Genomic DNA, 13,037 nt, shown 5'->3' with positions numbered 1-13,037 from the left:
CCTGAATTCTGAAAATTTGGGGGATTGGTCCCCACCCCGCGCAATGGCCGGGGCGAGGACGCTCATCACAAAATTGCGTTTTAAAGCGCGGACTTTTCCGAGGCGAAGGCCCAGTCGAGCCACGCGGTTAGCGCCGCAAGATCCGAAGTCTCGACGGTGGAACCGGCCCAGATACGCAAACCAGAGGGCGCGTCGCGATAAGCGCCGATGTCGTAAGCGACGCCTTCCTTGTCGAGCCGGGAAACCATCCGTTTGGCAAAAGCTGCCTGCTCATCATCGGCTAGTGCCATGACAACCGGATCGGCAATGACAAGACACACCGACGTATTGGAACGCTCGTTCGGGTTCTTGGCCAGGAAATCGACCCAAGGGGTTTTTGCCACCCAGTCGCTGATCGCCTTGAAATTGGCATCGGCCCGGGCCTGCAGCCCTTTAAGACCACCAACTTTCAGACCCCATTCCATCGCATCCACCGCGTCTTCAATGCAAAGCATCGAAACAGTGTTGATGGTCGCGCCGGAGAAGATGTCGGCAATCAGCTTGCCACCCTTGGTCAGCCGGAAAATCTTCGGCAAGGGCCGGTCCGGTGTGAAGGTTTCGAGCCGTTCAACCGCACGCGGCGACAGGATGAGAATGCCGTGGGCTGCTTCCCCGCCCAGCACTTTTTGCCAGGAGAAGGTCACAACATCGAGCTTTTTGAAATCGAGGTCCTGCGCAAATACCGCCGAAGTGGCATCGCATATGGTCAGCCCTTCGCGGTCCGCCGGGATCCAGTCCGCATTCGGCACGCGCACACCGGAGGTCGTGCCGTTCCAGGTGAACACCACGTCGCGGGCGAAATCGACTTCACTGAGATCAGGCAAAGCGCCATAACCGGCTTCAAGCTTGCGCACATCGTCGAGCTTGAGCTGTTTGACCACATCGGTCACCCAGCCGGAACCAAAGCTTTCCCAGGCCAGCATGTCGACGCCACGGGCACCAAGCATGGACCACAGCGCCATTTCCACAGCACCGGTATCGGAAGCGGGGACAATGCCGATGAGATAGTCATCGGGCACTTCAAGCAATTCACGCGTCAATTCAATGGCGCGTTGAATACGGGCCTTGGCTGGCTTGGCGCGGTGGGAACGGCCCACAAGCGCATTTACCAGCACATCAGGCGTCCAGCCGGGACGCTTGGCGCAAGGACCTGAAGAAAAATTGGGATTGGCCGGACGGGTGTCCGGAAGAGCAGCCGCAGCCACTTTCATATCTGTCATGTCATCTATCCTTTCAGATAGGCGCCCATCGTTGGGGATGGGTGGCCCGCTGCGGGGATTACGCCCCTTGCGGGAAACAGTCAAATGAAAGTTTGGCAATATCGCATTTGTCCGCTGCAATCAGCCATTTGTCTATCCGGCAATGCCAGCGAAATAGACACCGATGTAATAGGGCCATACGACAAACGCGAAAACGCCCTGCCAGAAACCCAGCTTCAAAAAGCCGATCATGAATAGCCAGCCAACGAACCACAGCATACCTGTGGAGCTGTGCTGGGTAACTTTGACACCCTTGTCCATGATCTTTTACCTCAGTTTTATGCTGCGCAAACTCATGTTGAGTTATCCATCCGCCATATGCATTGACAAGGATCAACACTGATCAAGTTGCGAACAAAACGAGAATCTGAACAGATAAGCCTGACCTATCAACAATACCATAGATGCTGCCATGCCAACCGCACGCCGATCATCCGCTCCGCCATCCCTGCCTTTGGCTGAAGCGCGCGCGATTTGGTTGCACGCGCAACGCCTGACGGAAAAAGAGCCATTTGGCACCGGACCAGATGCCGTTCAGAAGGCTGTCGCCCATCTTGGCTATGTGCAGATTGATACCATCAACGTCATCGAACGTTGCCACCATCATATTTTGCAAACCCGCATCCCCGCCTATCGCCGCACTGATCTGCATGCCGCGCAAACAGACGCGAAAACGGTTTTTGAGTACTGGACCCATGCCCTCAGTTACATCGCGATCGAAGACTTCCCGTTCTTCATTGGCGCTATGAAGCAACATCGCAAGCAGCCTACGGGCTGGGCGGCAAACGTTGCGCCCCGGGATTTGCGCAAGGTGCTGCGGCGCATAAAGGACGATGGTCCACTCGCCATTTCAGATATCAAGGATGACAAGCTGGTGGAAAAAGACCACCCCTGGGCATCCAAAAAACCATCCAAACATGCATTGCAGGCCGCGTTTTACAACGGACAAGTGGTCATTGCACGCCGGGATGGCATGCTCAAAACCTATGAACTGACCGAGCGACATTTTGGTTGGGACAAGGCACCAAAGCCCGCAACACCCGCACAGATAAACCACTATCTTATCGACCGCGCCCTGCGCGCCCAGGGCATCATCAGCCTGCAATCGGTCTGTTATCTGAACGCCAAAGCCAAACCCGGCATTGCCAAAGCCATTGAACAACGCGTCCGTGCCAAGGACCTGGTTGAAGTCAGCATAGAAGGGCCCGCGCGCGACACTTACTGGACCCGGCCACAAACGCTGGAAACGCCAACAATGCCAGCAACGCTGGCGCACATCCTGTCGCCGTTTGACCCGCTTGTTATTCAACGCGCCCGCGCCAAGGCATTCTTTGGTTATGAGCACCTGTTTGAAGCCTATCTGCCCAAGGAAAAGCGCAAGCTGGGCTATTTCACACTGCCGGTGCTCATTGGTGACAAAATAGTTGCAGCACTCGACCTCAAAACCGACCGGCAAAACAATGAATTGCTGATCCAGGCCTGGCACTGGATCCACCCGGGCGATATCGGGCACAAGGCAGTCATTGAGGCGGCTCTCGGGCGCTTCGAGCGCTTTCAACTAGGAAACTAGTAAGACGCCGGGCCTTGAATTGCTGACCGCATAGACACTTTTGGACAATACCAAAAGAAAACGGCGCCCTTCTGGACGCCGTTTTCAGGGGACCATATCTCAGGTCCGCCGCTCGTTGTGCCCGCCTAGTTGAAGCGGTAACGCATCGTGCCGCGCACTTCATGAATGAAGTTGTCGCTGATCAGGTAGGCATTGCCCAGATTTGCAGGCTGGCTCATGACCTTGTTCATGTAGATGCCACGATAGCCGAAATCGGCGACCATATTGCCCATATCATAGGAAACACCGGCCATGAGAGCCGCTGCACCCTCAAGCGAATGACCCCATGCGTATTGGGAACTGCCGTTCATGACTTCGGAATAATTCTTGGCAACACCGAGACCGGCACCGACATAAAGGCCGAAACCACCTTCAGCAGAATAGCCGCCATCAAGCGGAATATCGTAATAGATATTGGCAAGGGCGAGACCCGAACGCAGGTTGACTTTGTAACCGTTCGCGGTGGTTAGCCCGCCATTGCTCAGATAATCGATCGTGACGTCTGCGCGCAGGCCATCACCGGTTTCATAACCGACACCGACACCCAAACTGTAACCATAACCCGGCGTGTCGAAGGTCGTGACCGCACAGTTACAATAAACAGCGTCCTTGGCCCACCAGCCATTTCCGCCCACGCTGCCGCGCAAGTAGAATGAACCAGCAAGTCCATAATCAACCGGGGGAAGATCGGGAATATCGATCGGCGGATATTGGGGGTAGTCGGCGGCATAGGCCGGGGCAGCCAGCAGGGCGGCTACGGCCAACATGACCACTGCTTTCAGCTTGCGCATTATCTCGTTCCTTCGCATTTGCCACGTGTTGGGGTGGATCAGGAGCGGATTATGCCGATATATTCTTAATGGCCACTTAACCTAAAGACTTAACCCTAATCATCTGAAATCCATAACCTTTTTGCCATCAAAAGCGTTAACAATTCAGCAAGGATTTCTTCACGTTTTGCAAAGGATTTCGCTAACGAGAAACGCCGCACAAAACCGGGCGGCGTTCATCAGATATGTACGATTTCAGAAAAGCCGGTCAGGCGACCTGACGGATGGCATTGGCGATATCGCGCACAATGGCGGCAACCAATCCCTCGTCGTCTCCCTCACCCATAACCCGGATAACCGGCTCGGTGCCGCTTTCGCGAATAATCAGCCGTCCTTTGCCTTCAAGGCGGGAATTGCCTTCGGCAATCACCTGCTTGACCTGCTTGTTATCAAGCGGCTTGCCCTGCCGGAACCGGACATTATTCATCAGCTGCGGCACTTTTTCGAAGCGATTGCACACTTCGGACACGGGCCGGCTCTGTTCCTGTAACACGGTCAGCAACTGCATCGCTGCGACCAGACCATCGCCGGTCGTGGTGAAGTCGGAGAGAATGATATGACCGGATTGCTCACCGCCCACATTGAAGCCCTTGGCACGCATGGCTTCAAGCACATAACGGTCGCCAACCTGGGTCCGCTCAAGCGTCAGGTCGATTGAATTGAGGTAACGTTCAAGCCCGAGATTGGACATGATGGTGGCCACAATGCCCCCGCCCTGCAAAAGGCCGCGTTGCGCCCAGGAATGGCCGATCACAGCCATGAACTGGTCGCCGTCAACGACATCACCCTTCTCGTCGATGATAATCACCCGGTCGGCATCACCGTCCAGCGCGATACCAATGTCTGCACGCAATTCCTTGACCTTGGCGCACACGGCCTCTGTCGAGGTCGAGCCGACCTTGTCATTGATATTGAAGCCATCGGGATCCACCCCGATGGGGAACACTTCGGCACCCAGCTCCCACAGCGCTTCCGGTGCCACTTTGTAGGCGGCACCATTGGCGCAATCGACCACGATCCGCAGACCGGTAAAATCCACATTCCGTGGCAAGGTGCGCTTGGCATATTCAACATAGCGCGTACCCGCCTCATCAATATGCTTGGCCCGGCCAATGCCGCGTCCCTGCGCCAGCCGCGCCGACAAATCGCTTTCCAGCAATTCCTCGATCTCGCGCTCAACGCTATCGGACAGTTTGTAGCCATCTGGCCGGAAAATCTTGATGCCGTTATCGTCAAACGGGTTGTGGGATGCGGAAATCATCACCCCGATATCTGCACGCAATGACCGGGTCAGCATGGCCACAGCCGGCGTCGGCATCGGCCCGAGCCGGAAAACATCCATACCCACAGCCGTGAACCCAGCCTGCAGCGCCGCCTCGATCATATAGCCTGAACGTCGCGTGTCCTTGCCAATCACCACCCGGTGCCGATAATCGCCGCGCCGGAACGCAAGCCCCGTCGCCATGCCAACCTTAAGTGCCAGCTCTGGTGTCAGCTTCTCGCCATTCGCCAGCCCGCGAATTCCATCGGTTCCGAAATATTTCCGCGCCATCTCGAGCACCCTCAGCTGCAGTAATTTGGTTGGTATTTGTAATAAATCACACGAAAGCAATGAACGCTTTAACGAACACGGTTAACGCCCAAAGCTATACCCACGAAATGGCAAAAAGCCGCCCGAGGGCGGCTTTTCCACTTTTTATAAAATCAGCTCAACCCTCAGGCTGCGGCTCCATGCCACCATCCGTTTCCGGACCCGGCTTCTTCTTGGCAGACTTGCCAGCCTTGGGCACGCCAGTTGATTTGGGTGCGGAAACATCCGTGTCATCGGGACGGATCGGCGGTTTGCCTTCCATCAGCGCCCGCAATTCATCGCCCGTCAGCGTTTCATATTCAAGCAGGGCCTGAGCGATAGCTTCGAACTTGTCCGCATTCTCGGTGATCAGTTTGCGGGCAGAATGTTCGCCCTCCTCGATCAGCTTGCGCACTTCCTCGTCGATGACCTTGGCGGTCTCGTCGGACATATGGTTGGACTGTGTGACGGAATGACCAAGGAACACTTCCTGTTCATTGGCTTTGTAGCGCACCCGGCCCAGCCGCTCGGACATGCCCCATTCCATTACCATGGAACGGGCAAGGCTGGTCGCCATCTGGATATCGCCTGAGGCACCGCTGGTGACTTTTTCGGGACCGAATTTATAGATTTCAGCCTCACGCCCACCGAACAGCATGACCAGACGCGACAGCGCCTTTTCACGGCTGAACGAGTAGTTGTCATTTTCGGGCAGGGTCATCACCATGCCCAGCGCGCGGCCACGCGGGATGATCGTCGCCTTGTGAATGGGATCAATACCGGTGACCATCAATGCGATCAGCGCGTGGCCGGCCTCATGATAGGCCGTCAGCTTCTTTTCATCATCAGTCATGGCAAGGGTGCGCCGTTCGGCACCCATCATGATCTTGTCCTTGGCATCCTCGAACTCGGCATGGGTGACAAAGCGCTTGTTGCGCCGTGCCGCCAGCAAGGCCGCTTCGTTGACGAGGTTCATCAAATCGGCACCGGAGAAACCGGGGGTACCGCGCGCCAGAACCTTGAGATCAACATCAGGGGCCAGCGGCACCTTGCGCACATGCACTTTGAGGACCTTTTCACGGCCCGACACATCGGGATTGGGCACGACGACCTGACGGTCAAAGCGGCCCGGGCGCAGCAGCGCCGGATCAAGAACGTCAGGACGGTTGGTTGCAGCAATCAGGATGACGCCTTCATTGGCCTCAAAACCATCCATCTCAACCAGCAACTGGTTGAGGGTCTGCTCGCGCTCGTCATTGCCGCCACCGAGACCGGCACCGCGCTGACGGCCGACAGCATCGATTTCGTCAATAAAGATGATGCAGGGCGCGTTCTTTTTCGCCTGTTCAAACATGTCACGTACGCGCGACGCACCGACACCCACAAACATTTCCACAAAGTCGGAACCGGAAATGGTGAAGAACGGCACATTGGCCTCGCCCGCAACCGAGCGCGCCAAAAGCGTTTTACCGGTACCCGGCGGGCCAACAAGCAGCACACCGCGCGGAATACGGCCACCCAGACGCTGGAACTTGCCGGGGTCACGCAGGAATTCAACGATTTCCTCAAGGTCCTGCTTGGCCTCATCCACACCAGCCACATCTTCAAACGTGACTTTGCCCTGAGTTTCAGTCAGCAGTTTTGCCCGCGATTTTCCAAAGCCCATTGCGCCGCCACGTCCGCCACCCTGCATCTGCCGGATGAAGAAGAACCAGACACCAATGATGACGATGAACGGCAACCAGGAAGAAAGAAGGATCGTCCAGAACGGGCTGGATTCAGGCTCTTTCGCCGTGATCTGCACGCCCCGCGACTCAAGCCGGCTCACCACATCCGCGCCTTCAGGCAGCACTGTTTCAAACTGTGTGCCATCGGCCAAAGTGCCAGACACAACGTTTTCAACGATTGTCACCTGGGAAACCTTGCCGGTGTCCACATCAGAGATGAACTGGCTGTAGTTCCTGTCCGTGACCGACACCGACCGCGTGGACGACTGGAATACAGAAAACAAGCCCATCAGCATGAACAAGATTACGAGCCAAATGGCGAAGTTACGGAAATTGCCGTTCATTAATTTTTTTCCTGGAAGGCCGGAACGGGATATCCGGCGGTCAGCCTCGAATGTAAGGCGCTCAGTAAGGCGATACAAGGGCAGCTATTGACGCATGACTAACCGATTTTCACATTTCGGGCATTTTCTGCCACTCACCCCGCCAACGCACCCACAAACCGGAGGTTCAGGGTGTGGTCGAGCGCCACGGCACCAATCGCGACAATGTCGCCGTTCTCGCGGCGCACCACAGGTGCGGCATGGATCGCGGCCATTGGCACGGGCACGGCTTGCCCAAGCACCGTCTCCGCCTGCTGCCGGGTAATATCCGCGCCGGCACGGATATCGATTGAACCGGCAGGACCATTGACGATGTCAAACCGCCGGTCCCAGCGCAGACGTTCCCCGGGGCCAAGCTGTTGCACGACCTGCGACACCCGCATGGGTTCGCGCAAAAACAACAGCTCCAGTGGCGCACAGGTGATGGCGCATCCCATCAATGTTACCTGTGCGGTCGATTGCGGATCAGCAAAACGGTCAACCAGCGCTTCGACCTGCTGCAATCCGAATGGTTTTTGCGCACCCCCGGCGGCATTCAACGCCATGCGCATCACGCGCACCTGCAATTCCCCCGCCAATGCCGCAAAGGCGGGACGATCGATGCGGATAACCCCGAAGCCATCGCTCACGCCAATATTGGAAAACGCTTCCTGCGCCATTTGTTGCAATGCCTGATCCGCGCGCCGTGCCCGCTTTGAGAACAAGGCAAACCGCCCCGCATCAAGCCCAAGCCCGGACAGGACCGGCAGCGCATCCCGCCAGCGCACCCGCTCAAAATCCGCATTTGTGTTGGAAGGATCGGCAATGGCCGAAATCCCGGCCGCGCTGACCGGCGCATGCAATGACCGGGGTTCAACCCCCAGTAAGGGGCGGAAAACGCGCACACCCTCGACCATGCCGAACGGCCCCATCGCCCCGAGCCCGGTGAGCCCGCTCCCATGCGCCAGACGCATTAGCACCGTCTCCGCCTGATCATGCGCATGATGCCCGGTCATCAGCACCTCGACACCATCCTCAGCCATGGCCGATCCGATCAGACGGTACCGGGCTTGCCGCGCCGCAGCCTGCAAACCGCTTTTCGGCTTGTCGCCTTCCCAGCGCAGAACACGAACCTTGAGACCGGCCTTTGCCGCAATATCGGCAACAAAGGTCGTCTCGGCCGCCGCTTCTGGACGCAGGCCGTGGTCAACGGTATAAACAACAAGCCGTACGGGCGCCGCCGCCTGTGCGGCCCATTTCGTCGCCAACAACATGAGGGCCAGACTGTCGGGGCCGCCGGACACAGCAATGCCGACATGCCGGTAGTCCGCCAATGGCGCAAACAGTGCCGCCACATCCAGCAAATCTTCATCCCGATGAATGGGAGTTAGCACTGAGCCTTGCCCATTTCGTCGCTCAACCGCGCATTAAAGCTGGCCGAAACATTGGGAAAGCGCCGTTGCACCTCGCCAAAAGTACGGCAGGCCGTATCATGTTCACCGGCACCGGCAAGCGCCACCCCCAGCTTGAGCAACAAATCCGGTGCCCGCTGAGACGTGGGATACGACTGGAAGCCGGTCAGAAGAATATCCGCCGCCTCGTCATGCGCGCCGCGCAAAATCAGCGCTTCACCCAGCCAGTTGGTGGCATCAGGCGCTCTTGGGTGATCCGGAAACAAGCCGATAAATTGCCGGAACTGATCTTCAGCAAAAGCATAGTCGCCCCGCACAACCGCGTCATAGCCTGCCTGATATTGTGCATTGGCGTCTCTTTCGGTGACAAGACCCCCGTCACCAAAATTCAGGTCAAGCGGCTGCCCTTCCAATCGAAGGTCATCGCCCGACAACGTGCCCAATGTGCGCTCCGGTGCGCCCAGCACATCCCCATCCACCAGATGATCGAAAGCCGTTTCAGGTGCTTCAAGGTCAAGCATGTCGGGGCCTGTGAGATCGAGACTGTCCGGCGACATGAAATCCTGGTTCTGCGGCAACCCGCCGGAAAGCATATCGCTACCGGATTGGGGTGCCGCCTCAGTTTTTCCCGAGGGGGTGCCCTCCAGCTGCTGGAAACGGAATTCATAATCTTCCTGCATCCGCTCGATCAGCGTCTGCATCTGGGTCATCTGAAATTGCAGGCCCTCGACCTGACCGGTCAAGATCCGGATCTGCTCTTCCAGCTGCCCCAGCCGCACATTGATCGAGGCAACATCACGGCTCGATTGTGCCACAAGGATCGGCTTTTCCGCGCCAATATCTGCGCGCGGAACGGGCGCGAAACTGTTGAGGGCCAGACCCAGATCATCAACCTGACGCTGCAACTGTTGCGCCGCGATGCCAAGGCTTTCCACGCGCGCAGCATCGCTGACAGGGTTGGCGGCCGGGATAGCGCTGGTCGATACAAGCGCCAGCAGCATCCCCGCAATCCCGACGCGTAGGCGCCGGGGGCTTTTCAAGAAATTCATTTGCACGTCCTTGTCTCCAATTCCTGTGCCGCCTTTTGAAGCGGCCGCATTACATGCTGCACAAAGATAAGATGCAATTTGGTCAAAAGAAAGCGCCGGGACCACAAAGTGATACCCGGCGCTATTGCCTCCAGTTAACTTGAACCGGATTAGTTGATGACGGTCACCGCACGTCGGTTCTGCGACCAGCATGAAATATCGTTACAAATGGCCACCGGCCGTTCCTTGCCGAAGGATTTGGAAGAAATCCGCGACTGGTTTACGCCCCGGCTGACCAGATAGTTGACCACGGCAGCAGCACGACGGGCCCCAAGCGCGATATTGTATTCGCGGGTGCCGCGTTCATCGGCATGACCCTCGATCATCACACGGTACTGGGAATAACGGCTCAGCCATGCGGCCTGCTTGTCGAGCGTTGCCTGCCCCTCGGCAGTCACCACCGAGGAATCGGTTTCAAAGAACACACGGTCGCCAACGGCCACCAGGAATTCCTGCTGGCTGCCCGGCGTGGCGTTGCCGCCGATACCGCCATTGGCACTGTCTGCCGGATTGCGCGCACAAGCGGCAACGGTGACCACAAGTGCCACCAGCGCCAGGCTACGCAGGAAAGTTAAGGTAGGCGCCACATAACGCATTGAATGAGTACTCCAAGAGAAGAGAAATTTAGCTGCAGTATTTACCATGCGTTATCTTAAGCCCCCGTTGCTGATTATGGTTAATCGCGGGTCAATCTGTCCGAATTGGGGCAAATTCCGCAGTTTTCCACCTCGTTTGCCCCAAGGTTGTGCGCTCAGGTAAGCAAAGGCGACCACGCCGGGTCCGATGCGAAGGTTTCGGTTGATATCTGCTGCTCGTTCCGGCCCCAGATATCAACGGAATAAAGCCGCGGGCCGTCATTGCCGCCGGGGTCTTTAAAGAACATCATCACCCGGCCATTGGGTGCCCAGGTCGGCCCCTCGGCATGGTAACTGGAGACCAGAACCCGCTCCCCGGAGCCATCCGGCTGCATCGTGCCAATATGAAACTGTCCGCCCTGTTGCTTGGTAAAGGCAATCAGATCGCCCTTGGGCGACCAGACCGGGGTTGAATAGGCACCATCGCCATAGGAAATGCGCTGTGCCCCGCCACCTGAGGCGCCCATCATGTAAATCTGCTGCGAACCGCCGCGATCGGATTCAAAAACGATCCGAGCCCCATCAGGTGAATAGGATGCGCCAGTATCGATCGCCGCACCACTGGTCAATTGCTGCGGCTGCTGGCTGCCGATCGGCAGCGAGTAGAGATTGGTCGCGCCCCCCTGCTCGACAGAAAATACCACCGAACGCCCATCGGGCGAGAAGCGCGGCGAGAAGGTCATTTCGCCAAATGAGCCGATACGCTGCTGCTGGCCACTGGCCAGATCGAGCAGGTAGACCTGCGGATTGCCATCGTCAAAGCTCATATAGCTCAACATCTGGCTCGAGGGCGAAAAGCGCGGCGTCAGCGCCAGGGTTTTACCCTGGGTCAGATACTGCACATTGGCACCATCCTGATCCATGATCGCCAGACGCTTGACGCGATTGGCCTTCGGACCGCTTTCGGACACATAAACAATGCGGGTATCAAAATAACCGCCTTCACCGGTCAGCGAGGTGTAAATGGCGTCGGAAACCTGATGGGCAATGCGCCGGTAGCTGCTTGAATCGGTTGCATAGGATTTGCCAACCACCTGCGCGGCGGCCTGCGTGTCCCAGACCCGCACCGAGGATTCCACCTGCCCCAACCGGTCGACCTGCCCCATGACAAGCGCATCGGCCCCAGTCCCGCGCCAGCTTTCAAAGGCCGGTGCGGCATTGATATCGCCCACCTGTTGCGGCAGGGACGCGGGGTCAATGATTGAAAACAGGCCCGAACGCTTGAGATTGGCGCGAACGATCTCGGTCACTTCGCGCCCGAAAGCGGGATCGGAGGACGCGAAATCCGGCACGGCAATCGGCAGCGGCACAAAATCGCCGCCGGTCACCGTGATCTTCACCAGAGCTGCGGCAGGGCCGGCCGCTGCAAGTGTTGCAACGCCTGCGGCACCCAGTTTCAGCGCGGTACGCCGTGTGATCAAATTCATCTGTCTCTCCATGCTGCAGCCTCTTGGCTCAGCCGTCATTTTTACAAATCGCGCGGGTCGAAGGTAACATCGACCTGGTTCCATTCGTCATATTTGTCTGCCGCCAGCCGGTAAGGCCCGCACCGCATCACCGCCCGCTGTGCCGCCATCGCCGTGGTCTGCACCAGAGGCGAGGTGATCTGCGAAAGTATACGCGGCGTGCCCGCAACTGATCCATCCCGATTGAGATCAACGATCAGCCGCACTGTCAAACCCGGCTCCGACAAGGCCGCCAGCGGCGGGTTCCAGCACTTGCGCATTTGCGCGGCCAGTGCATCCCGTTCGGACTGGGTCAATCGTGACGCCTGCCCGGTGGGTTTGCCCGCTGTCGCCTGCCCGCCCGTGCCGGTTGTGCCACCGCGTGAATCTTCGGCATTTATAATGTCGGAAATACGGTCGGCCTCCTTGGCCTTTTCCGCTTGCTCTTTAGCCCGCTCTGCCGCGCGCTGTTTGGCTTCTTCTTCCTGCTTGCGTTTGAACTCGGCCCGCTTCTGGTCAATCGAGGCCGTCTTGATGACCGGTTGCGGCACCGCTTCCTTTGGCTCGGCACTCACATCCGGCGTCGCCGCCAGCACAGGATCGGGCACAACAGGCTGCGGCTCAACCGGGGCCGGCTCAGGCGCAGCGGCAGGCTCTGGTTCCGGTTGCGGCTCGGGGATCACCACCGGCTCAGGCTCGGGCTGGGGTTCCGGTTCGGGCTCAACCCGTGCGGCAGGCTCCGGTGCTGTTTGCACGGTCGGTGCCGGGGTTGGCGTATCAGCCACCTCCGGCTTGGGTTGATCTTCCTCGGTATTGCCCGTGCGCTCGGCCAGCTGCGCCGGCTCCGGCGTATCGACGACGGAGGGCGCATCTGTCTCGATCACGTCGCTCTCGAGCGTGCCGGCGCGAATGTTGGAGAAGGCCTCCACCGGCACCAGGTCGATTGCAATGGATTCGATTTCTTCCGGTTCCAGAGGCTGGCCGCCATGAAGGCCCACAACCCCGACGACGATCAGCGCCACATGAAGAACAGCGGAAGCGGTTAATCCCGCGCGCATGGG

11 protein-coding genes are annotated in these 13,037 nt (G+C 58.0%); 1 reads left to right on the top strand and 10 read right to left on the bottom strand.

The window, feature by feature from the left end:
- Positions 1-80 precede the first annotated feature (80 nt).
- Entirely contained in the window at positions 81-1,259 is a 1,179-nt protein-coding gene (locus L1P08_RS14075; RefSeq protein ID WP_303617622.1) for a phosphoserine transaminase, read from the bottom strand.
- A 132-nt stretch (positions 1,260-1,391) separates the two neighbouring features.
- On the bottom strand, positions 1,392-1,559 hold the full coding sequence (locus tag L1P08_RS14070; RefSeq protein ID WP_303617621.1) for a hypothetical protein: 168 nt from the start codon (positions 1,557-1,559) through the stop codon (positions 1,392-1,394).
- A 151-nt stretch (positions 1,560-1,710) separates the two neighbouring features.
- Here L1P08_RS14070 and L1P08_RS14065 point away from each other — a divergent pair, with 151 nt between their 5' ends.
- Positions 1,711-2,868 (top strand): winged helix-turn-helix domain-containing protein, encoded by a 1,158-nt coding sequence (locus L1P08_RS14065; protein ID WP_303617620.1) that lies wholly within the window; start codon positions 1,711-1,713, stop codon positions 2,866-2,868.
- 125 nt (positions 2,869-2,993) lie between these two features.
- Here the strand turns inward: L1P08_RS14065 and L1P08_RS14060 are convergent, their stop codons facing one another.
- From L1P08_RS14060 to tolA, 8 genes are all read right to left on the bottom strand, one after another.
- Complete coding sequence (locus L1P08_RS14060) at positions 2,994-3,698, bottom strand: outer membrane protein (protein ID WP_303617619.1); 705 nt, start codon at positions 3,696-3,698, stop codon at positions 2,994-2,996.
- 247 nt (positions 3,699-3,945) lie between these two features.
- The gene (gene glmM, locus L1P08_RS14055; protein WP_303617618.1) at positions 3,946-5,289 is read right to left on the bottom strand and encodes a phosphoglucosamine mutase; all 1,344 of its coding nucleotides are present in this window, start codon (positions 5,287-5,289) and stop codon (positions 3,946-3,948) included.
- Between the two features lie 157 nt (positions 5,290-5,446).
- Positions 5,447-7,378 (bottom strand): ATP-dependent zinc metalloprotease FtsH, encoded by a 1,932-nt coding sequence (ftsH, locus tag L1P08_RS14050; RefSeq protein WP_303617617.1) that lies wholly within the window; start codon positions 7,376-7,378, stop codon positions 5,447-5,449.
- Positions 7,379-7,512: 134 nt separating this feature from the next.
- Positions 7,513-8,790, bottom strand: a complete 1,278-nt coding sequence (gene tilS / locus L1P08_RS14045) for a tRNA lysidine(34) synthetase TilS (protein ID WP_303617616.1) — start codon at positions 8,788-8,790, stop codon at positions 7,513-7,515.
- Positions 8,784-9,857, bottom strand: a complete 1,074-nt coding sequence (gene ybgF, locus L1P08_RS14040; RefSeq protein ID WP_303617615.1) for a tol-pal system protein YbgF — start codon at positions 9,855-9,857, stop codon at positions 8,784-8,786. Before ybgF ends, tilS begins: the two co-directional genes overlap by 7 nt.
- A gap of 149 nt (positions 9,858-10,006) precedes the next feature.
- A complete protein-coding gene (gene pal, locus L1P08_RS14035; RefSeq protein ID WP_303617614.1) occupies positions 10,007-10,492 on the bottom strand; it encodes a peptidoglycan-associated lipoprotein Pal in 486 nt (161 codons plus the stop codon).
- A gap of 155 nt (positions 10,493-10,647) precedes the next feature.
- Positions 10,648-11,958: a Tol-Pal system beta propeller repeat protein TolB gene (tolB, locus tag L1P08_RS14030; RefSeq protein WP_303617613.1), complete on the bottom strand. Its 1,311-nt coding sequence runs from the start codon at positions 11,956-11,958 to the stop codon at positions 10,648-10,650.
- Between the two features lie 41 nt (positions 11,959-11,999).
- Positions 12,000-13,034: a cell envelope integrity protein TolA gene (gene tolA, locus L1P08_RS14025; protein WP_303617612.1), complete on the bottom strand. Its 1,035-nt coding sequence runs from the start codon at positions 13,032-13,034 to the stop codon at positions 12,000-12,002.
- Positions 13,035-13,037: the final 3 nt, after the last annotated feature.

The sequence above is a fragment of the Mariluticola halotolerans genome, assembly GCF_021611515.1.
GTDB classification, from domain to species: domain Bacteria; phylum Pseudomonadota; class Alphaproteobacteria; order Rhizobiales; family Devosiaceae; genus Mariluticola; species Mariluticola halotolerans.
This window is presented reverse-complemented; position numbering and strand designations above follow the sequence as displayed.

Coding starts and splice junctions, on each gene's coding strand:
- L1P08_RS14075 (WP_303617622.1), bottom strand. CDS start 1,259: ATGACAGATATGAAAGTGGCTGCGGCTGCTCTTCCGGACACCCGTCCG.
- L1P08_RS14070 (WP_303617621.1), bottom strand. CDS start 1,559: ATGGACAAGGGTGTCAAAGTTACCCAGCACAGCTCCACAGGTATGCTG.
- L1P08_RS14065 (WP_303617620.1), top strand. CDS start 1,711: ATGCCAACCGCACGCCGATCATCCGCTCCGCCATCCCTGCCTTTGGCT.
- L1P08_RS14060 (WP_303617619.1), bottom strand. CDS start 3,698: ATGCGCAAGCTGAAAGCAGTGGTCATGTTGGCCGTAGCCGCCCTGCTG.
- glmM (WP_303617618.1), bottom strand. CDS start 5,289: ATGGCGCGGAAATATTTCGGAACCGATGGAATTCGCGGGCTGGCGAAT.
- ftsH (WP_303617617.1), bottom strand. CDS start 7,378: ATGAACGGCAATTTCCGTAACTTCGCCATTTGGCTCGTAATCTTGTTC.
- ybgF (WP_303617615.1), bottom strand. CDS start 9,857: ATGAATTTCTTGAAAAGCCCCCGGCGCCTACGCGTCGGGATTGCGGGG.
- pal (WP_303617614.1), bottom strand. CDS start 10,492: ATGCGTTATGTGGCGCCTACCTTAACTTTCCTGCGTAGCCTGGCGCTG.
- tolB (WP_303617613.1), bottom strand. CDS start 11,958: ATGAATTTGATCACACGGCGTACCGCGCTGAAACTGGGTGCCGCAGGC.
- tolA (WP_303617612.1), bottom strand. CDS start 13,034: ATGCGCGCGGGATTAACCGCTTCCGCTGTTCTTCATGTGGCGCTGATC.